Raw genomic sequence first — 20,484 nt, forward strand, 5'->3', positions numbered from 1 at the left:
CGTCAGCGGGGTGGCACCGCGGACGGAGGATCGGTGGCCAGGGCCGCGAGCAGGCCGGCCTCCCGGGCCGGGTCCAGACCGACCGGCGGCCGGGCCGGTCGACCGGCGCGGGCCGGCACCGAACCCACCCGGCGCAACCAGGCCCAGGTGTCGACGACGGTCTCGGTCACCGGGCGGCAGCCGAGCCCGCCGGCGTACGCGCGGGTGACGTCCATCTGCTGCATCCACCGGTACTCGTGCCCCGGCGGGATCCAGATCGGCAGATCGTTCCACGGTTCCACCCCGGCGGCGAGCAGGCGCCCCGGATCGACCCAGTTCAGCCGGGCGGCAGCGCCGGTGGCCGCCATGCCGGCGGTGAGCAGTTCACCCATGGTGGTGTGGCCGGGCCGGCTCACCACGTTCACCGCTCCAGCCTGGCCGGCGGCCCCGGCATCCAGCAGGAAGGCCGCCAGGTCGCGAACGTCGACGTACTGCACGGGCAGGTCCACCGGGCCGGGCGCGAGCACCTCACCGCCCTGGGCGAGACGGTTCAACCACCACGGCAGCCGGCCGATGTCCTCACCCGGACCGAGGATGAGACCGGCCCGGGCGAGCAGTACCCGGTCGCCGAGCACCGCGCGCAGCGCCCGCTCGGCACCGGCCTTGAGCATCGGGTAGTCACCGTCGACGTCGTCCGGGGCGGCCTCGACGAGCGGAGCCTGCTCGGTCACGCCGGCCGGCACCGGCTGGGCGTACACCGAACCGCTGGAGACGTAGACGTAGTGTCCTACCCGTCCGAGCAGCATCCGCGCCGTCGCCTGGGCGACGCGGGGCGCACCGTCCCATGTGTCGACGACGAGATCCCACTCCCCCTCGGTCAGCGCGGCCAGCCCGTCGGCGGCGGTGCGGTCACCCACCAGGTGCCGTACGCCAGCCGGAGGCGCCCCGTGCCGCCCCCGGTTGAACGCCGTCACCGCCCAGCCCCGGTGCGTCGCCTCGGCGACCACCGCCCCGCCCACGAATCCCGACCCGCCCAGCATGAGGAGTTTCATGTGAGCCACCCTGCCCCTCGTCGGCGCTGTCCGGGTGGCTCGTTCACCGTCAGCGGATCTGCCAACGGCAGAAGCCGGCGACGGCCCACGTCGGATCGGATGGGAGGTGGGTGCCGTGTCCGGCGGACGGCGTGGGCGTCCGCCGGACACGGCCGGGCGGTGCCGCGGGCACGGCGGGCACCACCAGCCAGTTCCTTGGTGAAAGGACGGCGAGTCCCATCGTCGGCCCCACCGGATGCGGCGTCAACAACTTCCGGAAAAATATCGGTAGCCGGTTAGGCGGGGGCGGCGCTGTCCCGAATGACGAGTTCGGTGGCGAGTTCGACCCGGGGGCTCTCCACCTGCTCGCCCCGGGCCAGCCGCAGCACCGTCCGCGCCGCCAGCATGCCCATCTCGGCCAGCGGCTGCCGCACGGTGGTCAGCGGCGGCGAGCACCACCGCACCTCCGGCAGGTCGTCGAAGCCGACCACGCTGACGTCGTCCGGTACCCGCAGACCCCGCTGCCGGACCGCCTCGTACACACCCAGCGCCATCTGGTCGCTCGACGCGAAGATCGCCGTCGGCGGCTCGGTCAGCCCCAGCAACCGCACCCCGCCGTTGAAGCCGGCCTCGTGGTAGAAGTCGCCCGGGCAGACCAGGTCCTCGTCGAAGGAGAGCCCGGCGGCCTCCAGGGCGGCCCGGTAGCCGTCCATCCGGGCCCGGCTGCACATCAACTGCGGCGGCCCGGCGATGAACCCGATCCGCCGGTGCCCCAGCCCGATCAGATACTCCGTCGCCCGCAGGCCCCCCGCCCAGTTCGTGGCGCCGATGGTCGGCGCCTCCCGGGCCGGCAGGCCGTCGGCGTCGACGATCACCACCGGAATGCTCAGCCGACGCAGCTCGGCCTGCAGGGGCGGCTCGACCATCGAGGTCACGAAGATCACGCCTTCGGTGCCCCGGCGGCGCATGCCGTCGAGCCACTGCTCCGCCGAGGAGGTCTGCCGGTGGATGGCCGACACGACCGTGCCCACCCCGACGGCGTGCGCCACATCCTCCACACCCCGGATGATCTCCACCGCCCACGGGCTGTCCAGATCGTTGAAGACCAGGTCCACCAACCCCGAACTGGCCCGCATACTCGGCGGCCGACGCCGGTAACCATGCCGCGTCAGCAACTCCTCCACCCGCTCACGGGTCTGCGGAGCCACATCCGAACGACCATTGATCACCCGGGACACCGTCGGCACCGACACGCCCGCCAGGTCCGCTATCGCGGATATTGTGATCTTCCGGGTGTCTCTGGCAACCACGGCACTCCCCACCCAACCGGTACGGCGACAGCCCGCACCATGCCCCGGGGCGGCCAGGACGGGCAACCAGCCGCCCGCCCACACCCTAGTGCCGGAAATTTCACTCGACTATCGGTAGTTGGCGCAGTTCACTCCGCGGGCCCCCGGTCGGCCCGTGGCGCGCACGAACTGTCCCGGATGACGAGTTCGGTGGCCAGTTCGACCCGGGGGCTCTCCACCTTCTCGCCCCGGGCCAGCCGCAGCACCGTCCGCGCCGCCAGCATGCCCATCTCGGCCAGCGGCTGCCGCACCGTGGTCAGCGGCGGCGAGCACCACCGCACCTCCGGCAGGTCGTCGAAGCCGACCACGCTGACGTCGTCCGGCATCCGCAGACCCCGCTGCCGGACCGCCTCGTACACACCCAGCGCCATCTGGTCGCTCGACGCGAAGATCGCCGTCGGCGGCTCGGTCAGCCCCAGCAACCGCGCCCCACCGGAGAACCCGGCCTCGTGGTAGAAGTTGCCCGCCTGGATCAACCGGTCGTCGATCGGGATCCCGGCGGCCTCCAGGGCTGCCCGGTAGCCGTCCATCCGGGCCCGGCTGCACATCAACTGCGGCGGCCCGGCGATGAACCCGATCCGCCGGTGCCCCAGCCCGATCAGATACTCCGTCGCCCGCAGGCTCCCCGCCCAGTTCGTGGCGCCGATGGTCGGCGCGTCCTGGGCGGGGACACCCGCCGGGTCGACGATCACGGCCGGGATGTTCAGCCGGCGCAACTCCGCCTGCTGCGGCGGTTCGAGGGTGGAGGTCACGAAGATGACCCCCTCGGTGGACCGGGTCCGGATGTTGTCCAGCCACTGCTTGGCCGAGGACGAGCGCCGGTGGATGGCCGACACGACGGTGCCCACCCCGACAGCGTGCGCCACATCCTCCACACCCCGGATGATCTCCACCGCCCATGGACTGTCCAGATCGTTGAAGACCAGGTCCACCAACCCCGAACTGGCCCGCATACTCGGCGGCCGACGCCGGTAACCATGCCGCGTCAGCAACTCCTCCACCCGCTCACGGGTCTGCGGAGCCACATCCGAACGACCATTGATCACCCGGGACACCGTCGGCACCGACACCCCCGCCAGGCGGGCGATGGCCGCGATGGTCACTGTCCGGTTGTCGTTGGCAGCCATGCGCCCTTCCCTACTTCGCTCATCCCTCGACGCTGCCGGCGGGAGCGCCGACGAGCTGACGTACGGCGGCGGCGCGGTGCCCGAGCGCCGACGACGCCCGTTACTGCTTCTTCGCCACCCTGGTGATGTCCTTGACGATCTGGTCCGGCCGCTTGGTGCCCGCGATCAGCTGCGCCACGCTCTCGTTGACCTGGGCGCCCACCGCCGGTGGGTACGCCTGGTCGAGGTAGAGCTGGAAGCCGGTCGCGATGCCGAGGTTCGCCGCCACGACCTGGTTGTTCAGATCCTTGATCCCGCCGGCCGCGGCCTGGTTGGTGGGCAGCACCGCACCGGTCTGCGCGGCCCGGCGCTGGTTCCTCGCCTGCAGCAGCGTCCGCAGGAAGTCCACGGTGGCGGGCGGCGCGTCGCGGCCGACCACGAAGCCGTTGCCGCCGCCGAACGCGTCGGTGGCCGAGCCCTTGCCGTCCTCGACGGCCGGGAAGGGGAAGAAGGCGAGCCGGTCACCGAGGCCACGCTTGCTGGTCGAGGAGGACGCCTGCACCGACGGCGCCCACTGGCCCATCAGCTCCATGGCGGCCTCCTCGTTGCCCATCGTCGCGGCCTGCCCGGTCTCGGACCCGTACTCGGCGCGTAGGTAGCCCTTCTGGAACGGCTGCATGTCGACAAGTTCGCGGAGGCGCTCACCGGCGGCGACGAAGACCGGGGTGTCGAAGTTGCGGTCCTCGGCCGCCTGTTGCAGCGCCTCGAGACCGCCGATCCGCATCGCCAGGTACGCCCAGTAGTAGTGCCCGGGCCACTTGTCCTTGCCGCCGAGCGCGATCGGAGCGATGTTGACGGCCTTGAGCTTGGTGACGACCTGCAGCAGTTCGCCCCAGGTCTTCGGCGGCGTCTCGATGCCGGCCTTGGCGAAATGGTCCCGGTTGTACCAGAAGCCGACCATGCCGATGTCGAACGGAATGCCGTAGATCTTGTCGTTCACCGTGTACGGCTGCAACGAGGCGGGCAGCAGTTGCCCGATCCAGCCCTGGACCTCGCTGGTGATGTCCTTGACCAGGCCGGCCTCGACCTGCTGCTGCAGTGCGCCGCCGCCCCACGACTGGAACAGGTCCGGAGGCAGCGCGGCCTCGACGGCTCCGTTCAGCTTGGTCTTGAACGCCTCGACCTCCAGCGGCTGCACGTCGACCGTGACGTGGGTGTGCGTGCTCTCGTACTGCCGGGCCAGATCAGCCCAGACGCTCAGCATCGGCTCGGCGTCCTGGACGTGCCACCATCTGATCTTCTGCGGGCTCGCGGAAGCGCCGCTGTCCCCATCCCCGCAGGCGCCGAGCAGGAGCGCGCCGGCGCCCGCGCCGGCCAGCCCCAGCAGCGACCGGCGGGTGAGGTGCGATGTCATGGTTCATCCCTTCGGGAGGCGTAGTAACGCGGAGGGAACACCACCGCGATCAGCGGCGGCCATGAAAGCGGGATCGCAAGTTTCGCTTCGATACCGATATTTTCGACGTGATGGCCGGCACGTTACGACGGGCTTGCGTCGCCGGTCAAGGGGGTGTCGCGAGCGGACGTCAGCCGATACCGTGAGCGCCATCCTGGCATTTCCGGAGTATTTCCGGTAAGAAACCGGGATCGTGACCTGAAGGAGTCGAACATGTCGACCGAGATCGCGGACGTGGCCATCGCCCGGTCGATCCGCAACCCCGTTCTGACCGGCTTTCATCCGGATCCGTCCATCCTGCGGGTCGACGACGACTACTATCTGGCGACCTCGACCTTCGAGTGGTATCCCGGTGTCCGGGTGCACCATTCGAAAGACCTCGTCCACTGGCGGGAACTCGGCGGCATCATCACCGAACGCCGACTGCTCGACCTTCGCGGCTGCGGCGACTCCAACGGGATCTGGGCGCCCGACCTCACGTACCACGACGGACTGTTCCACCTGGTCTACAGCGACGTCGCCAGCTTCGCCAGCGGCTACTGGGACGCACAGAACTTCCTCACCACCGCGCCGACCATCACGGGACCGTGGTCGGACCCGGTACGGCTGCACTCGCACGGCTTCGACGCCGCGCTGTTCCACGACGACGACGGCACCTCCTGGCTGCTGGCGATGAGTGCTGACTGGCGGCCGGGGCGCGACCGCTTCGGTGGCATCGAGATTCAGCAGTATGACCCGGCCCGACGGCAACTGGTCGGCCGACCCCGGATCATCTTCACCGGCACCGAGGTCGGTCTGACCGAGGGACCGCACCTCTACCGGCACGACGGCTGGTACTGGCTGGTCACCGCCGAGGGCGGCACCAGCTGGGAGCACCAGGTCACGGTGGCCCGGTCGCGGGAGTTGTTCGGACCGTACGAGGTGGACCCGGCCGGACCGCTGCTCACCTCGGTCGGGCGCCCGGACCTGACGCTGCAGAAGGCCGGCCACGGCAGCCTGGTGCGCACCCAGCGTGGCGAGTGGTACCTGGCCCACCTGGTCGCCCGTCCCTACACGCCACTCGGCAATTGCGTCCTCGGTCGGGAGACCGCGATACAGAAGGTCGACTGGTCGCCGGGCGGCTGGCCGTGCGTGTCCGGCCGGGTGCCGGCCGACGAGATCCCCGCCCCGGACCTGCCGGCCCATCCGTGGCCCGACGAGCCGGCCACCGACCACTTCGACGCCCCGCGCCTGGGTGCCGGCTGGTCGACCCTGCGTCGCCCGGCGACCGACGACTGGATCGACCTGCGCTCCCGCCCGTCGTACCTGCGGGTGCACGGCGGCCAGTCCCCCGTCGGCAAGCAGACGCCGAGCCTGGTGGCGCGGCCGGTGGGCGCGGTGCGTTGTTCACTGGAGACCGTCGTCGAGTTCGACCCCGGCGACCACCGGCATCTGGCGGGCATCACCGGTTACTACAACACCGAGAACTGGCACCACCTCTACCTCACCCGGGCCGACGACGGACGGTCCGTGCTGGAGCTGCTCAGCTGCGACGGTGGCCACCGCACCGCGTATCCGCAGCTGACCGTCGACACCGGCGGCCGGCTGCGGGTGGGCCTGCGGGTCACCTTCGACGGGCCGGTGCTGCGCTTCGCGTACGAGCTGGGCGACGGTTGGCGGCGGCTGCCGGTGGAGTTGGACGCGACCATCCTCTCGGACGAGCACGCGGCCCGGATCGTCGACGGCGAACCGGCGGCCTGGGGCTTCACCGGTGCCCTGCTCGGCCTCTGGGTGCAGGACATCGGCGGCGACGGCCGCTACGCCGACTTCGATCACGCCACCTATCTCGAACACTGATCCGCGTCGACCTACCCGCCCGCCCCGATCGATCCACCGCCGGCGGGCCCCCGGCACCGGGCCGGCTCGCTCCCGTCCACGGAACCCGCGGGAGCGAGCCGGCCCGGCTACTTCCGGGGGCGGCGGGGGCTCAGCCGAGTCGGTTAGCCGGAGTTGGATCCGGAAGTTTCCGGTTGTAAACCGGACGTTCCAGCAGTGCACACGGCCGACTTCCGGAAGTCTTCGTGGTTGACTGCGCGCATCGATGGCCCTAACGTTTCGGCCAAGTTACCGATCGAAATTCGGAAAAGTATCGGCGCCCTTTCCGGCACCTGCATGTCCGGCCAGAGCGCCGCCCAGCGCTGCCAACCTGCTCAGCACCGGTCCGACCCGGCACTTCATGATCGACACACGTCGATCGAAGATCGAGAGGAATGCAGATGAAGTTGAGACGGTGGATGGCCGTCGGTGCGGTCGCCGTCGCGACCGCAGCGACATTGAACATGGTGCCGGCCACGGCCGGCCGGCCGTACGACCCGACCGCACAGACCCTGGGTGCCCTCGGCCTACGCCACGGCCTGCAGATCGGCACCGCGGTCAGCGCGGACGCCCTCAACGACACCGCCGACCCGGAATATCGCAAGATCGCCGCGTCCGAGTTCGTCTCGGTCACCGCGGAGAACGCCATGAAGTGGGAGAGCCTCGAACCCACCCGGGGCAGCTACGACTGGGAGGCGGCCGACCAGCTCGTCAACTTCGCCAAGCGCAACCGCCAGAGCGTACGGGGTCACGTGCTCGTCTGGCACAACCAGTTGCCGCAGTGGCTGACCGAAGGCGTCGCCGACGGCTCCATCAGCAAGCAGGAGCTACGCGAGCTGCTGCGCAAGCACATCACCACGGTGGTCAAGCGCTACAAGGGCAAGATCTGGCAGTGGGACGTCGTCAACGAGGCGGTCAGCGACCCCTGGGACACTCCGCCGACCCTGCACTACAAGGGTTTCTGGGCCGAGAACCTCGGGCCCGGCTACATCGCTGACGCGTTCCGGTGGGCCCGCGCCGCCGACCCCAGGGCGCTGTTGTTCTACAACGACTACAACATCGAGGCGTTCGGCTCCGGCAACCCGGCCGACGACAAGACCCAGTTCGTCTACGACATGGTCAAGCGGCTGCGCGCCCAGGGCGTACCGATCGACGGCGTCGGCGCGCAGGGCCACCTCGGCACCCAGTACGGCAACTTCAACACCTTCCAGGTGACCGAGGCGCTGAAGAAGTTCACCTCGCTCGGCGTGGCGACCGCGTTCACCGAGGTCGACGTCCGCAGCCAGATGACCGAGGCGGTCCAGGCCGGCAACTCCGAGGAGATCAACCCCAGGTTGCAGGCGTCGGCGGCCAACCACAGCGTGCTGATGAAGGCCTGCCTGCTCGTCCGCAGCTGCCTCTCGTACACCGTCTGGGGCTTCAGCGACAAGCACTCCTGGGTGCCCGGCTGGTTCGACGACCCGCCGGAGGGCCTGGCCACCATCATGGACGAGAACTACCAGCCCAAGCTGGCCTACCACGAGATCAAGTCTGACCTGATCCTCGCCGGCCCGCCGTTCGTCCTGCCCCGCATCGCACCCAAGCCCCGCCGCTGATCCTCGTCGCGGCGGGCGGACCAGCCATCCACCACCAGCGGGCCGTGTGGGGCGCCGAGCGCCCCACACGGCCCACCAGCGGAAGGTCCGACCGATGTCGTCCACCATGCAGCCCCTGCGTACCCCGCGTGCCGCGCCCGGGTTGGGCGTCGGACCGCCGCCGGTACGGCCCACCGAGGTGATCGGCACCGACCGGGTCATGTGCCTCACCTTCGACGACGGACCGCACCCGGAGCACACCCCGCACCTGCTCGACGTCCTGGCCGCCCACCACGTGCGGGCGGTCTTCTTCCTTCAGGGCGACCGGGTCATCGAGCACCCCGAGCTGGTCCGCCGGATCGTCACGGCCGGGCACGCGCTGGGCAACCACAGCATGCACCACGACGACATGGGGTCCTGGGCCGCCGGCCGGATCGCCTCGGACCTGCTGGAGACCAACGCGGTCATCCGGCACGCGGTCCCCCACGTCCGAGTCCCCTACTTCCGGGCACCGTACGGTGCCTGGGGCCAGACGCCCGGGGTGGCCACGGCACTCGGGATGCGACCGATGGGCTGGCGGCTCGCCGTCACGGACTGGGAACCACCCGGCACGGACGAACTGCTGCGGCGTCTCGTCGAGGGCGTCGCACCGGGCGCCGTGGTGCTGTTGCACGACGGCGGCGGCGACCGCAGCCAGACCGTCGACGCCGTCGACCGCGCCATTCCCGCCCTGCACGCGGATGGTTGGCGCTTCGCCCTGCCCACCAGCGCCGACGGCCGCTGAGGATCGCCGACCCGGCCATCGCCCCGGCCGGCGTGCACCGGAGGCGCTGCGCGAAACGTCGGTCCGGATGACCGTCCGCACCCGACGGCACCCGACCGCCCGGCCTGCGATCAGCGTAGGTGGGACAATTCCGACGCGAGCCCGGCGTCGAGCGGCACGTGCAGCGACAGGTCCGGGGACAGGGCGGAGAGAAAATCCGGCGCGTCGAACATCGCGCCCGCCGAGGCTACGCCGACGGCTCTGGTCCGGCCGGTGAGGATGCGGTCGACGGCCTCCACCGCGAGCGGCGCGCTTATCGCGTAGATGTCCTGACCCGTCGCCGCCAGGCGCCGGTGCGTACCACCGGCCCGGACGAGGACGTCGACCAGGAAGGTCTGCGCGGATCGGCCGCGCTCGTCGACGGCGGTCGGCGCCGGGGCGTCCGGAGCGGACAGGTCCGCCGCCGCCGCGGCGGCCATGTAGGTACACACCCGAGGGACGGCCAGGTGGCTGGGCACGGTGACGACATCTGCCATGGTGAACTCTCCGATGACGGGTCGCGGGCCGAGCGGAGCCGGGAAGGGCCACTCCAGGGTCGGTAGCGCGTCGTCGTGGTACTCCAGTTGCCCGCCTGTGTAGCGGACCCGGCGGTGGCCGCGGCGCCGTGCCGACACCGCGCCAGCGGCGCGCGTTCCGGGGGTGGGCTGCCAATTGCTCAGGCCGTAGGCGATGTGCACCTCGTCCGCCGCCGTCGCGCCGTCCAGGATGGTGGTGACCAGCAGGTCGCCGAGACCGCCGAAGAAGGCCATCGCCGGGACCACCGCGACGCCCGCGGCGTGGGCCGGCGCCGCGAAGTGCCGGAACGTGTCGAGGTTGGCCTCGATCTCCGCCGCCACGTCGACGTACGGGATGCCGGCGCGCAGCGCCGCCGTCACCAGCGCGGCCGCGGTCGAGGCGAACGGCCCGGCACAGTTGATCACAGCGGTCGCGCCGCGCAGCGCGCGGTCGAGGGAGGTCGGATCGTCGATCGACGCCTGCCGCGTCACCAGCCCCGGTCGGGTCCGCGCCAACGCCAGCAGCTTGTCCTGGTCGCGGCCGAGCAGCAGCGGCACGTACCCGCGCTCGCCCAACTCCGCCACCACGAACCGGCCGGTGTGCCCGTACGCGCCGAACACCGCCACCTCTCGCCCCGCTGCCATGCCTGCCTCCTCCTCGACGCAATCTTCTGGGCAGACTCTGGCGGGGTCGACGCGACAGTGCGAGTGTCTGGAACGACACGACCCATACAATTCCCGACATGAGCGTCGCCCCACGCTCCGTCGCGATCGCCGCCACCGACGGGATGCTGCACTTCGAACTGGCGCTGGCCTACGAGGTCTTCGGCGCCGCCCCGGACGCCGTGCCCGTTCCCTGGTACGACGTCCGGGTGTGCGGCACGCATCCCGTCCGCGTCGGCCGGTTCCGGCTGGAGCCGGACCACGGGCTCGACCGGTTGGCAGCCGCCGACACCGTGATCGTGCCCGCCCTGGCCGACGTCGCCGAGGAACCACCCGCCGTCCTGGTCGAGGCGGTGCGTACGGCGTACGAATCGGGTGCGCGGGTGGTCTCCCTCTGCACGGGCGTGTTCGTGCTGGCCGCCGCCGGCCTGCTGGACGGGCGGCGGGCGACCACGCACTGGGCCCACACCCGGGATCTCGCCGCGCGCTATCCGAGGGTGACGGTCGACCCGGACGTGCTCTACGTCGACAACGGCCGGGTGCTCACCTCCGCCGGCAAGGCCGCGGCCATGGACCTGTGCCTGCATCTGGTCCGCCGCGATCACGGCCCGGCGATCGCCAACGTGGTCGCCCGCCGCCTGGTCGTGCCGCCGCACCGGGCCGGTGGTCAGGCCCAGTTCGTCAGCACGCCGGTGCCCGCCCGGGACGGCCACCCCCTGACCGAACTGCTCCCCTGGGTCATGCACCGGCTGGACCAGCCGCTCACCGTCGAGGACCTGGCCCGCCGGGCGAACCTCAGCTCCCGCCAGCTGACCCGCCAGTTCCGCTCGGTGACCGGTACGACCCCGCTGCAGTGGCTGCTGACGCAGCGGATCCGTCGCGCACAGGAACTGCTGGAAAGCACCGACGACAGCATCGACATCATCGCGTCGGCGGCCGGGATGGGCACGGCGACCACGCTGCGCCGGCATTTCCACCGCACCATCGGCGTGCCACCGGACACCTATCGGCGGACCTTCCGAGCCTGAACCGGCTGCCCGCCCGGAACTTCGCCGTCGCGGCTCTGCGGCGCTACGCGAAGGATGGTGGGCGATACTGGGTTTGAACCAGTGACCTCTTCCGTGTCAAGGAAGCGCGCTCCCACTGCGCCAATCGCCCGTGGAGACCGGCGACACCCGCAGGTGTGGCCGGACCGCGAGCGGACGACGGGATTCGAACCCGCGACCCTCACCTTGGCAAGGTGATGCGCTACCAGCTGCGCTACGTCCGCCTGCTCCCGACAAGCGCCGGGAACGGGCCAACTGTACCCGATGACAAGATCGCTGGAGACGCCGCCCCCGGCAGCCGGTGATTGCGCCGCTCCCGACCCGGGTACAGACCTCTCCCGACAGCACACCGCACCCCCGGACAAAGGAGGCTGTCATGGGTATCGGCACCAGCATCTTTCTCTTGGCGCTCGGCGCCATCCTCACCTTCGCGGTCAACGCCAGCATCGGCGGGCTCGACATTGACGTGGTCGGCTGGATCCTGATGGCCGCCGGCGTGCTCGGTCTGATCCTGACCACGCTCGTCTGGAACCGCCGTCGTCAGCCGGCCGCCACGGACGAGCCGGTGGAGTACCGCCGGGTCGAGGAGCGGCGGGACGTCGCGCCGCCGATGTGACCGGCAGGCGGTGGCGGTCACCGTCCGGTGGCCGCCACCGCCACGCGTCGGCGCGGCCCGGCCCTAGGCGCGGCTCGTCGACTCAGGAGCGGCCGGCGGCCAGTTCCGTGGTGACCGGCGCGTCCCAGTCGATCCGGTAGCGCTGCTCCGGGCCGAGCGTCCGCTCCGGGTTGAGGAAGGTACGCAACGCCAGCGGCATCATGATCCGCATCATCCGTTTCGCGACCGGGCCGACCGTCTTCGTGGAGGTCGTCTGCCGGCCCCGCCGGAGCACCTTCTCCACCCGCACCCGACGCAGCCGCTCGTACGCGTCGAACGCGTCGGGTACCTCGGTATGGTCGCGCAGACAGCGGGCCAGTTGCACGGCGCTCTCCACGGCCAGTGACGCACCCTGGCCGGAACTGGGCGACGGCGCGTGCACCGCGTCACCCACCAGCACCAGCCGACCGCCGTGCCAACGCGGCACCGACGGCATGCTCTCGATCGATCCGATGGCCACCAGGTCGTCCGGCTCGGTGTGGGCGAGCACCTGCCGGGCCGGCACGTCGTCGGCGAACACCTCGCGGAGCCGGTGCAACCACTGCGGTCGGGGGATCCGGCTCGCCTCGGCGTAGCTGGTCGGTCGGCGGTCCGGCACGTTCGCGAACCAGGCGGTGCGGCCGTCGGGCTGCACCCAGTAGCCGAAGAAGGCCCGAGATCCGAAGACGAAGTACATCGCCTCCGGGTCGGCGTCGGGCACCGCGTACCGGGCCGCGCCGCCGAGGTTCAGCAGTGGCAGCACCTGCGGCCCGGGCGCCTGCGGGTCGATGAGCGTACGCACCCGGGACCGGACGCCATCCGCGCCGACCAGCACGTCGGCGCTGGCCGTGGAGCCGTCGGCGAACCGGGCGAGGACGCCGTCACCGTGCTGCTCGGCGTCGACCAACCGTTTGCCGTACGCGATCCGCACGCCCTGCGCCTCGGCGCATTCGCGCAGCACCCGGGCCAGGTCGTCGCGCCACAGCCCGAGCGTGACCGGTTCCACCGCCACGTGCGGGAAGGCACCGATGCGGCCCCCGCGACCGTCGGTGACCACGGTGCGTCGCATGGGTAGGCCGACACGCTGGACGGGTCGCTCGGCATCGACCAGGCGCAGCGCGGCCAGTCCGTTCGGCGCGAGGGTCAGGGTGACCCCGCTCCCCTCGGTCGTCGACGGGTACGCCTCGTGGACGGTGGCCTCGATGCCGGCGCGACGTAGCGCCATCGCGGTCACCGGACCGGCGATCCCGCCGCCGATCACCAGCGCGGTTCGAGCGGCTGTCATGCGCGACCTCCCATGGTCTCCTGCCAGGACTTCGCGTAGTCCGGTTGCTTGAGGGACTCGATCAGATCGGTGACGAACCGGCGCTCCGCCTCCAGCAGCGCGAGCGCGTACTGCTCCTCGACCAGGAAGATCCACCCGACACCGTCGGCGCGCGCCTCGTCGATGGTCGTGCGGGTCTCCTCGATCCGACCGGCGAGCGCCGCCGACCGGCGGCGCAGCACCTCGACCGCCTCGTCGGGCGGAAGCAGGCTGAGCAGCGACAGCGCGACGGCGAAGTGCGGATGCTCCTGGCGGGGCTGGGCCAGCAGGGAACGCAGCCAGTCGTGCACCTCGTGCCGGCCCTCGTCGGTGATCGCGTACACCGTCCGTTCGGGCCGGGCGCTGTCCCGGACCGTCTCCTGCGCGGCGACGAAACCGGCCCGGGCGAGTTGCTCGATGACCATGTAGAGGGAGCTGCGGGTGTACCGGATGAGCTTGTCCTGACCGGTCTGCTTGAGCCGTCGACCCAGCTCGTAGGGGTGCATCGGCTCCCACATCAGCCAGGCCAGCACGGCCAGGGCCAGCGGGTTGGGCACTCTCCGACGTCGCTCCACCAGCACTCCTTAGTCAGGACTGACTATCCAGCACTGACTATTGAACCGTCAAGCCGCCGCCGAGGCGGCATGCCGGAGAGAATGCGAAAAGCCCGCTACCGGATCTCCGGTAGCGGGCTTTCATCTGCTGGTGGGCGATACTGGGTTTGAACCAGTGACCTCTTCCGTGTCAAGGAAGCGCGCTCCCACTGCGCCAATCGCCCTTGCTGTTCACCGAGGTGGGGACGGGATTTGAACCCGCGTACACGGCTTTGCAGGCCGTTGCCTCGCCTCTCGGCCACCCCACCGAGGTTGCCCCCGTCACGCGTGGCGGCAGCTCCGAGCGGACGACGGGATTCGAACCCGCGACCCTCACCTTGGCAAGGTGATGCGCTACCAGCTGCGCTACGTCCGCACGCCCCGGGCGTACCCGGTGACGGATGAGAACTCTAGCCGAGCGGCGGATCGGATGCCAAATCGGGCTCCCGTCCCGGCGAGTCCGGAACTGTCCGGCTTCCGACTGTCGCAAGCCGGATCAACAGGGGTTTGGTGACCGGCCGTATCCGTTTCGATCGGATACGGTGACGGACGTGACGAGACGTGCGGCGGAAATCCGCCTGGATGCCCTGCTCCGCACCGCATGTGACGTGATCGGGCAGCGCGGGTTGGCCAACACCCGCACGGCTGATGTGGCGCAGGCCGCCGGGGTGAGCCAGGCACTTGTCTTCTACCACTTTGCCACCAAGGAGCGGCTGCTCGCCCAGGCCTTCGCGTACGCGGTCGAGCAGGATCTGGCCCGGCTCGACGCGGTCACCCGCTCGAGCGCCCCGCCGCTGACCAAGCTCCGTCGCATCCTGCGCCTCTACACCCCGGCCGGGCGTGCCACCTCCTGGTCCATGTGGATCGACGGCTGGGCGGAGTCGCTGCGTACCCCCGAGTTGGAGAAGGTCTCCCGCAAGCTGGACCTACGGTGGCGGCAGGACCTCGCCACGGTGATCGCCGACGGGGTCCGGGAGGGCAGCTTCGTCTGCGCCGACCCGGCCGGGGCCGCCTGGCGGATCAGCGCCGTGATGGACGGCCTGGCGGTGCAGCTCGCGGTGCACGACCGGGTGATCTCCCGCCGACAGTTCGCCGAATGGGTACGCCTGGTGACCGCCCGCGAACTCGGGCTCGATCCCGAGCAGCTGGAATAGGCAGGCGCGGTCGGCGGCCGGGCAGCCGACGGTTACTCGCGCCACCGAATCCGGCGGGTTACCCGCGCCGCCGACGGGAACAAGGGCGAGATGGAGCTGCTGAAGACATACCGGCGCAGCCTGGCCGAGTTCACCGACCGGGTGGAACAGGTGCACCCCGGCCAATGGTCGGCCGCCACCCCCTGCCCCGGCTGGGACGTCCGCACACTTGTCAACCACGTGGTCAGCGAGGAACGCTGGAGCGTGCCGCTGCTCGCCGGGCGCACCATCGACGAGGTCGGTGACCGCTACGACGGCGACCAGCTCGGCACCGACCCGATCGAGGCCGCCCGCGAGGCCGCGGCGCAGGCCGAGGTCGCCGCCACCAGCCCGGGCGCGCTGGACCGGACCGTGCACCTGTCGGCCGGCGACACCTCCGCCGAGGAGTACCTGCACCAGCTGCTGGCCGAACATCTGGTGCACGGCTGGGACCTCGCGGTGGCGATCGGCGCGGACCCCACGATGGACGCCGACGCGGTGGCCGAGGCGGCCCGCTGGTACTCCCGCCACGTCGCCGACTACCGGCGCGACGGGCTCGTCGAACCCGAGGTCGAGCTGCCCGCCGGGGCCGGCGAACAGGACCGCCTCCTCGCCGCCTTCGGGCGGAACCCGGACTGGGCCCCGTGACGTGACGCCACGGTGGGCCGGTTCGCGACCGTGCCCACCGTGGCCCGGATCAACTCAGGTAACCGTCGTCTCGGGGTACCGTCCGCCACCGGCTCCGCGGGTCCGGCCGTCGTTCCCAGTGCCCGGGCGTCGGACCGCCGACATCGACCGCCGGCTCCGGCTCCCGGGTCAGCTGCCGCAACCGCAGCAGCAGGCCCACCCCGAGGAAGAGCAGCAGACCACCGAGGAGGAAGGCCACCTCGGTCAGACCCAGCCCGCTGCCGGCCTGGTTTCCGGCGGCGTCGGCGTCCGGCGGCTCGGCCGCCCCACCCGCGTACCCCGCGTCGTCGGCGGGAACGCTCTCCTCCTCGGTCGGATCCACCGTCGGCACCTCGGTCGGGTCCTCCGTCGGGTCCTCCGTCGGCACCTGCGACGGGGTGGGTGGCGCGGTCGTGGGACGGGCCTGGCCGCCCCGACCCACCACCTCGCGGGTCGCGGTCTGGCGGGACAGCAACCGCAGATTACGGTCGTACGCCTCGGCGGCGAGGCTCACCCGCCCCCGATCGACCTCCCGGTCGAACGCGATCCGGTACTGCGCGGTGACCGTACGCCCCGGGCAGAGCGTGCCCGGGTCGAGCTGACGGTCGGTCAGCCGGGCCGCGTCGCCCTCGGCGCGCACCTCCACCGGGAACGAACCGGTCTCCTCGATCCGGTCCACCCGCACCTGGTCCAGTCGCAACCCCTGCACACCCAGCACCAACGACCAGCGCACCTTGATGCAGTCGCCCTGGTCGTCGCGGGACACCACAGCGGAGACCGTCGCCACCCGCCCACCGGCGGTGAACTGGTCCGGCAGGCCGCCGAGTTCGGTGGCGAACGCCGCGTGCGCCGGCGCGGCCATGGCGAAGTCCACCCCGGTGAGACATGCCAGTGCCACCCCGATCCGTAGCGTGTGACGCCACAGCCTCTTCACGATCCGTCCTCCCGTTGGTCGCCTCCATTGGCAACGCTAGGAGCGCGGGAAGCCACCCGGTAGACGGGCGTGTTCGCACGTACCGTGAAGCAAGATGCCCGATTTCACGTACGGTATTGAACCGCCTACGGATCACCCGCGACACGCCGAACACGGCGACGGTGGACAATCACCGGATGTCCGCGCTCTCCGCCGCCTTCGTCCGGCTGCACGCCCGGCTCACGCCCGTCGCCTTCGTACCCGAGGTGCGGTTGCACCAGGCGGACGAGCCGATCGGGTTGTGGGAGCTGACCGAGGGTGAGTTCCGCAGCGACCGGCCGCCGCCGTTCTGGGCCTTCGCCTGGGCCGGCGGCCAGGGCCTGGCGCGCTACGTCACCGACCACCCGGAGACGGTCGCCGGCCGCCGGGTGCTCGACCTGGCCTCCGGCTCCGGCCTGGTGGCCATCGCCGCCGCCCGGGCCGGCGCGGCCGCCGTCCGCGCCGTGGAGATCGACGAACTGGCCGTCGCGGCCGTCGCGCTCAACGCCGAGGCCAACGGGGTACGCGTCGACGCCGAACTCGGCGACATCCTCGACGGCGACGCCCACGACGCCGAGGTGGTCCTGGCCGGCGACGTCTTCTACAGCGAGGCGATGGCCAACCGGGTGCTGCGGTTCCTGCTGCGGGCCACCCGGGCCGGGGCGTCGGTGCTGGTCGGCGACCCGGGCCGGGCCTTCCTGCCCCGGGAACGCTTCGACGAACTCGCCGCCTACGACGTGCCGGTCAGCGAGGCGCTGGAGAGCGTACGCGTGAAGCGCACCACGGTGTGGCGGTTGCGCGCCGGGCGCCCGACGGCGGCCGACTAGCGTGACGCCGTGCTGTTCCGCAGCTGGGAACGGGCCCCGGCCGGTACCGGGGTCGGCCCCGCCCACTGGCCCGACGTGGCCCGGGTGGCCGACCACGTGGGTGTCGAGCATCTGCTGGTGACCCGGCACGCTCTGGTCCGGCAGGTGCTCACCGACCCCACGACGTTCCGACCCGACAACGCACTGGACGCGGTGACCCCGATGCCGGTGGCCGCGCTGCGGGTGCTCGCCGCCCACCGGTTCCGGCTGCCGCCGACGCTGGCCAACAACGGTGGTGCCACCCACCCGGAGATCCGCGCCCTGGTCGCCGAGGCGCTGCATCCGACACGGGTGGCCGCCCAACGGGACTGGCTGGCCACGCTGGTCCGGCAGCGGGTCGCCGGGCTGACCGCCGCCCTGGACACCGGCGCGCCGGTCGACCTGCACGCGGGTCTCGCCGCCGATCTGCCGCTGCTGGTCCTGGCCCGGCTGGTCGACCTGCCCGACGCGCCCGTCGCGGCGGTGAAGGAGTTCGCCCGCGCGGCGCTGGAACTCTTCTGGGCGCCGCTGGACGTCGACCGGCAGCAGGTGCTCGCCGCCGAGGTGGGGCGTTTCCACCGACTGCTGCGGGAGTTCGCCACCACCGGTGACGGCCTGGTCGCGTCCCTGCGCGCCGCCGGACACCCGCCCGACGTGGTCGTCGGTGCGCTGTTCTTTCTGCTGGTCGCCGGACAGGAGACCACCTCGCAGTTCCTCACCCTGCTGCTGCACCGACTCACCGGCGAGCCGACGGTGCTCGCCGGGCTGCGCGAAGGCTCGGTCGACGTCGCCGACGTGGTCGAGGAGGGGCTGCGGCTGGAACCGCCGATCGTCACCTGGCGGCGGGTCGCCGCCGTGGACACCACGCTGGGCGGGACGGGGGTGCCGGCGGGCACCAGTGTGGTGTTGTGGCTGGCCCGAGCCGGACGGGACCCGGAGGTCGTGCAGTCGCCGGACGAGTTCCGCCCGGGGCAACGCGGGTCGCGCCGGCACCTGGCCTTCGGGGCGGGCGCGCACCGCTGCGTCGGCGACCAACTCGCCCGGATGGAAGCCGCCACGCTGGTGCGCGAGGCCGTACCGCTGCTGTCCGGGGTACGTGTGGTACGCCCACCCCACTATCCCGACAATCTCACCTTCCGGATGCCCGACGCCTTCGTCGTCCGCCGCTGACCCGGGCGGGAGTTGACGAAAGTCAGGGCCGGGTGCTGCCTTTCGGGCACGGTGGGCCACATCGTCACCGACCTACCGTCCCGGCATGATTACGTTACGTGCGTTGACCAAGCGGTTCGGGGAGACCACCGCTGTCGATGAACTGACCGTCGACATCGGTCCCGGCCGGGTCACCGGCTTCCTCGGGCCGAACGGCGCCGGCAAGTCGACCACCATGCGGCTGATCCTGGGACTGGACCGGCCCACCGCCGGCCAGGCGCTGATCGGTGGGCGGCCGTACCGCGAGCTGCGCCGGCCACTGCACGAGATCGGTGCGCTGCTGGACGCGCGGGCCCTGCATCCCGCCCGTTCCGGCCGGGCCCACCTGTTCGCGATGGCCGCCAGCAACGGCATACCGAAACGCCGGGTGGACGAGGTGCTCGCCACCGTCGGGCTTGACGATCGGGCGGCGGCGAAGCCGGCACGCGCGCTCTCCCTCGGCATGGGTCAGCGGCTCGGCATTGCCGGTGCCCTGCTCGGCGACCCGCCGGTGCTGATGTTCGACGAACCGGTCAACGGCCTCGATCCGGACGGGGTGCGCTGGATCCGGCAGCTCAGCCGGTCCCTGGCCGCCGAGGGCCGGACCGTGCTGATCTCCAGCCACCTGATGAGCGAGATGCAGCAGACCGCTGACTGGTTGGTGGTGCTCGGCCAGGGCCGACTGATCGCCGACGCGCCCACTGCCCAGGTGATCACCGGCAGCGGACTGGCCGTACGAGTTCGCAGCCCGCGACCGGCCGGGCTGGCGGCCCTCGCCGATCGGCTGACCGCAGCCGGTGCAGTTGTCGAGTCCGGCGAAACTGACGAGCTGACCGTCACCGGCAGCACCGTCGAGCGGATCGGCGAGCTGGCGTACGAGCTCGGGGTACCGCTGCACGAGTTGGCCGCGCAGGAGGCATCCCTGGAGCGGGCCTTCATGGCCCTGACCGCCGACCACGTCGAGTACCCGGCCGGCGCGGGAGGTGCGGCATGACAACGATCCGCGCGGAGTGGACCAAACTCCGGACGGTACGCAGCACCTGGTGGACGGTGCTCGCCTCGGTGGTGCTGATGGCCGCCGCCGCCGGGCAGCTGGCGATCTACGTCGCCAACGGCAACACCAACGACGATCCGAGCGACGACGCCGGGGTGGTTCCGGTGGGGACCGTACTTGTCGACTCGCTGGAACTGGTCCAGTACGCCGTGCTCGCCCTCGGCCTACTCATGATCACCAGCGAGTTCACCACCGGGACGATCCGCACCACCTTGCAGTGCACGCCGTCGCGGGGTCGCCTACTGCTGGCCAAGGCGGCCGTGACAGCGGCCGTGACCTTCGGGCTCGGCTTGCTGCTCGGCGGGGCCGGTGCCCTCGTCGCTTCGCCGGTGCTCGGTGAATGGGGAGCCGTCCCGGCGGCCGGCACTCTCCGCGACGTCGTCGCCCTGGCCGCCTACCTGGCGTTGATCGGTGTCCTCGCGCTCGGCCTCGGCGCCGTGCTGCGCAGCGCCGTGCTGACCTTGACGGTGCTCCTCGCGGTTCTGATGATCGTGCCGGTGTCGTTGCGCGAGCCGGACATCAACGCGCTGCACCGGATCGCCGACGCCCTTCCGGGCGAGGCCGGCAAACACCTCCTGGCCGGCGACGGGCAACCGTACCCGCCGGTGGTCGCACTGTTGCTGCTCGCCGGCTGGGCCGCCGTGGCGCTGCTGGCCGGCCGAGCGGCGCTGCACAGACGCGACGCGTGAGAGGTGAGGCGGGGCT

General features: G+C 71.4%; 19 protein-coding genes and 5 tRNA genes. 11 read left to right on the forward strand and 13 right to left on the reverse strand.

Annotated elements, in window-relative coordinates; translation table 11 throughout:
• Window positions 1-2 precede the first annotated feature (2 nt).
• The 4 genes from ENC19_RS02345 to ENC19_RS02360 all read right to left on the reverse strand — a co-directional run bounded on the left by ENC19_RS02345 (window position 3) and on the right by ENC19_RS02360 (window position 4,879).
• The gene (locus ENC19_RS02345; protein ID WP_164445483.1) at window positions 3-1,031 is read right to left on the reverse strand and encodes an NAD-dependent epimerase/dehydratase family protein; all 1,029 of its coding nucleotides are present in this window, start codon (window positions 1,029-1,031) and stop codon (window positions 3-5) included.
• A 275-nt stretch (window positions 1,032-1,306) separates the two neighbouring features.
• Entirely contained in the window at window positions 1,307-2,320 is a 1,014-nt protein-coding gene (locus ENC19_RS02350) for a LacI family DNA-binding transcriptional regulator (RefSeq protein ID WP_164445484.1), read from the reverse strand.
• Window positions 2,321-2,448: 128 nt separating this feature from the next.
• Window positions 2,449-3,486, reverse strand: coding sequence for a LacI family DNA-binding transcriptional regulator (locus ENC19_RS02355; RefSeq protein WP_164445485.1), 1,038 nt, complete (start codon window positions 3,484-3,486; stop codon window positions 2,449-2,451).
• A gap of 100 nt (window positions 3,487-3,586) precedes the next feature.
• The gene (locus ENC19_RS02360; protein ID WP_164445486.1) at window positions 3,587-4,879 is read right to left on the reverse strand and encodes an extracellular solute-binding protein; all 1,293 of its coding nucleotides are present in this window, start codon (window positions 4,877-4,879) and stop codon (window positions 3,587-3,589) included.
• A gap of 252 nt (window positions 4,880-5,131) precedes the next feature.
• Between ENC19_RS02360 and ENC19_RS02365 the strand changes: the two genes are divergently transcribed.
• The 3 genes from ENC19_RS02365 to ENC19_RS02375 all read left to right on the forward strand — a co-directional run bounded on the left by ENC19_RS02365 (window position 5,132) and on the right by ENC19_RS02375 (window position 9,130).
• Window positions 5,132-6,754, forward strand: coding sequence for a glycoside hydrolase family 43 protein (locus ENC19_RS02365; protein ID WP_164445487.1), 1,623 nt, complete (start codon window positions 5,132-5,134; stop codon window positions 6,752-6,754).
• A gap of 419 nt (window positions 6,755-7,173) precedes the next feature.
• On the forward strand, window positions 7,174-8,367 hold the full coding sequence (locus ENC19_RS02370; RefSeq protein WP_164445488.1) for an endo-1,4-beta-xylanase: 1,194 nt from the start codon (window positions 7,174-7,176) through the stop codon (window positions 8,365-8,367).
• 94 nt (window positions 8,368-8,461) lie between these two features.
• Window positions 8,462-9,130 carry a polysaccharide deacetylase family protein gene (locus ENC19_RS02375; protein ID WP_235944359.1) on the forward strand — a complete coding sequence of 223 codons (669 nt, stop codon included), beginning with the start codon at window positions 8,462-8,464 and terminating at the stop codon, window positions 9,128-9,130.
• 110 nt (window positions 9,131-9,240) lie between these two features.
• Here ENC19_RS02375 and ENC19_RS02380 read toward each other — a convergent pair whose 3' ends face one another.
• The gene (locus tag ENC19_RS02380; protein WP_164445489.1) at window positions 9,241-10,308 is read right to left on the reverse strand and encodes a saccharopine dehydrogenase NADP-binding domain-containing protein; all 1,068 of its coding nucleotides are present in this window, start codon (window positions 10,306-10,308) and stop codon (window positions 9,241-9,243) included.
• A gap of 98 nt (window positions 10,309-10,406) precedes the next feature.
• Here ENC19_RS02380 and ENC19_RS02385 point away from each other — a divergent pair, with 98 nt between their 5' ends.
• Complete coding sequence (locus ENC19_RS02385) at window positions 10,407-11,354, forward strand: helix-turn-helix domain-containing protein (RefSeq protein WP_164445490.1); 948 nt, start codon at window positions 10,407-10,409, stop codon at window positions 11,352-11,354.
• Window positions 11,355-11,409: 55 nt separating this feature from the next.
• Here the strand turns inward: ENC19_RS02385 and ENC19_RS02390 are convergent.
• A tRNA-Val gene (locus tag ENC19_RS02390) sits at window positions 11,410-11,484 on the reverse strand.
• 39 nt (window positions 11,485-11,523) lie between these two features.
• A tRNA-Gly gene (locus ENC19_RS02395) sits at window positions 11,524-11,596 on the reverse strand.
• 152 nt (window positions 11,597-11,748) lie between these two features.
• Here ENC19_RS02395 and ENC19_RS02400 point away from each other — a divergent pair.
• Window positions 11,749-11,988: a DUF6458 family protein gene (locus ENC19_RS02400; protein WP_164445491.1), complete on the forward strand. Its 240-nt coding sequence runs from the start codon at window positions 11,749-11,751 to the stop codon at window positions 11,986-11,988.
• 82 nt (window positions 11,989-12,070) lie between these two features.
• Here the strand turns inward: ENC19_RS02400 and ENC19_RS02405 are convergent, their stop codons facing one another.
• The 5 genes from ENC19_RS02405 to ENC19_RS02425 form a co-directional block, all read right to left on the reverse strand.
• Window positions 12,071-13,291 (reverse strand): FAD-dependent monooxygenase, encoded by a 1,221-nt coding sequence (locus tag ENC19_RS02405; protein WP_164445492.1) that lies wholly within the window; start codon window positions 13,289-13,291, stop codon window positions 12,071-12,073.
• Entirely contained in the window at window positions 13,288-13,884 is a 597-nt protein-coding gene (locus ENC19_RS02410) for a PadR family transcriptional regulator (RefSeq protein ID WP_164445493.1), read from the reverse strand. The genes ENC19_RS02405 and ENC19_RS02410 overlap by 4 nt, the downstream gene beginning before the upstream one ends.
• A 128-nt stretch (window positions 13,885-14,012) precedes the next feature.
• Window positions 14,013-14,087 (reverse strand) — tRNA-Val (locus ENC19_RS02415).
• 13 nt (window positions 14,088-14,100) lie between these two features.
• Window positions 14,101-14,171 (reverse strand) — tRNA-Cys (locus tag ENC19_RS02420).
• Between the two features lie 34 nt (window positions 14,172-14,205).
• A tRNA-Gly gene (locus ENC19_RS02425) sits at window positions 14,206-14,278 on the reverse strand.
• A 175-nt stretch (window positions 14,279-14,453) separates the two neighbouring features.
• Between ENC19_RS02425 and ENC19_RS02430 the strand changes: the two genes are divergently transcribed.
• Together ENC19_RS02430 and ENC19_RS02435 are read left to right on the forward strand one after the other, a co-directional pair.
• Complete coding sequence (locus ENC19_RS02430) at window positions 14,454-15,056, forward strand: TetR/AcrR family transcriptional regulator (RefSeq protein WP_164445494.1); 603 nt, start codon at window positions 14,454-14,456, stop codon at window positions 15,054-15,056.
• 90 nt (window positions 15,057-15,146) lie between these two features.
• Complete coding sequence (locus ENC19_RS02435; RefSeq protein ID WP_164445495.1) at window positions 15,147-15,722, forward strand: TIGR03086 family metal-binding protein; 576 nt, start codon at window positions 15,147-15,149, stop codon at window positions 15,720-15,722.
• Window positions 15,723-15,771: 49 nt separating this feature from the next.
• Here the strand turns inward: ENC19_RS02435 and ENC19_RS02440 are convergent, their stop codons facing one another.
• Complete coding sequence (locus ENC19_RS02440) at window positions 15,772-16,674, reverse strand: hypothetical protein (RefSeq protein ID WP_164445496.1); 903 nt, start codon at window positions 16,672-16,674, stop codon at window positions 15,772-15,774.
• A gap of 176 nt (window positions 16,675-16,850) precedes the next feature.
• Here ENC19_RS02440 and ENC19_RS02445 point away from each other — a divergent pair, with 176 nt between their 5' ends.
• The 4 genes from ENC19_RS02445 to ENC19_RS02460 all read left to right on the forward strand — a co-directional run bounded on the left by ENC19_RS02445 (window position 16,851) and on the right by ENC19_RS02460 (window position 20,468).
• Window positions 16,851-17,519, forward strand: a complete 669-nt coding sequence (locus tag ENC19_RS02445; RefSeq protein WP_164445497.1) for a class I SAM-dependent methyltransferase — start codon at window positions 16,851-16,853, stop codon at window positions 17,517-17,519.
• Window positions 17,520-17,528: 9 nt separating this feature from the next.
• Window positions 17,529-18,707 carry a cytochrome P450 gene (locus ENC19_RS02450; RefSeq protein ID WP_164445498.1) on the forward strand — a complete coding sequence of 393 codons (1,179 nt, stop codon included), beginning with the start codon at window positions 17,529-17,531 and terminating at the stop codon, window positions 18,705-18,707.
• Window positions 18,708-18,792: 85 nt separating this feature from the next.
• Entirely contained in the window at window positions 18,793-19,719 is a 927-nt protein-coding gene (locus tag ENC19_RS02455; RefSeq protein WP_164445499.1) for an ATP-binding cassette domain-containing protein, read from the forward strand.
• The gene (locus tag ENC19_RS02460) at window positions 19,716-20,468 is read left to right on the forward strand and encodes an ABC transporter permease (protein WP_164445500.1); all 753 of its coding nucleotides are present in this window, start codon (window positions 19,716-19,718) and stop codon (window positions 20,466-20,468) included. Before ENC19_RS02455 ends, ENC19_RS02460 begins: the two co-directional genes overlap by 4 nt.
• Window positions 20,469-20,484: the final 16 nt, after the last annotated feature.

This window comes from Verrucosispora sioxanthis (assembly GCF_010560025.1).
Taxonomy (GTDB): Bacteria; Actinomycetota; Actinomycetes; order Mycobacteriales; family Micromonosporaceae; genus Micromonospora; species Micromonospora palythoicola.

Excerpts from the sequence above, each read along its gene's own strand:
- ENC19_RS02345 (WP_164445483.1), bottom strand. The coding sequence starts at position 1,031 with ATGAAACTCCTCATGCTGGGCGGGTCGGGATTCGTGGGCGGGGCGGTG.
- ENC19_RS02355 (WP_164445485.1), bottom strand. The coding sequence starts at position 3,486 with ATGGCTGCCAACGACAACCGGACAGTGACCATCGCGGCCATCGCCCGC.
- ENC19_RS02360 (WP_164445486.1), bottom strand. The coding sequence starts at position 4,879 with ATGACATCGCACCTCACCCGCCGGTCGCTGCTGGGGCTGGCCGGCGCG.
- ENC19_RS02365 (WP_164445487.1), top strand. The coding sequence starts at position 5,132 with ATGTCGACCGAGATCGCGGACGTGGCCATCGCCCGGTCGATCCGCAAC.
- ENC19_RS02370 (WP_164445488.1), top strand. The coding sequence starts at position 7,174 with ATGAAGTTGAGACGGTGGATGGCCGTCGGTGCGGTCGCCGTCGCGACC.
- ENC19_RS02375 (WP_235944359.1), top strand. The coding sequence starts at position 8,462 with ATGTCGTCCACCATGCAGCCCCTGCGTACCCCGCGTGCCGCGCCCGGG.
- ENC19_RS02380 (WP_164445489.1), bottom strand. The coding sequence starts at position 10,308 with ATGGCAGCGGGGCGAGAGGTGGCGGTGTTCGGCGCGTACGGGCACACC.
- ENC19_RS02385 (WP_164445490.1), top strand. The coding sequence starts at position 10,407 with ATGAGCGTCGCCCCACGCTCCGTCGCGATCGCCGCCACCGACGGGATG.
- ENC19_RS02400 (WP_164445491.1), top strand. The coding sequence starts at position 11,749 with ATGGGTATCGGCACCAGCATCTTTCTCTTGGCGCTCGGCGCCATCCTC.
- ENC19_RS02405 (WP_164445492.1), bottom strand. The coding sequence starts at position 13,291 with ATGACAGCCGCTCGAACCGCGCTGGTGATCGGCGGCGGGATCGCCGGT.
- ENC19_RS02435 (WP_164445495.1), top strand. The coding sequence starts at position 15,147 with ATGGAGCTGCTGAAGACATACCGGCGCAGCCTGGCCGAGTTCACCGAC.
- ENC19_RS02445 (WP_164445497.1), top strand. The coding sequence starts at position 16,851 with ATGTCCGCGCTCTCCGCCGCCTTCGTCCGGCTGCACGCCCGGCTCACG.
- ENC19_RS02455 (WP_164445499.1), top strand. The coding sequence starts at position 18,793 with ATGATTACGTTACGTGCGTTGACCAAGCGGTTCGGGGAGACCACCGCT.
- ENC19_RS02460 (WP_164445500.1), top strand. The coding sequence starts at position 19,716 with ATGACAACGATCCGCGCGGAGTGGACCAAACTCCGGACGGTACGCAGC.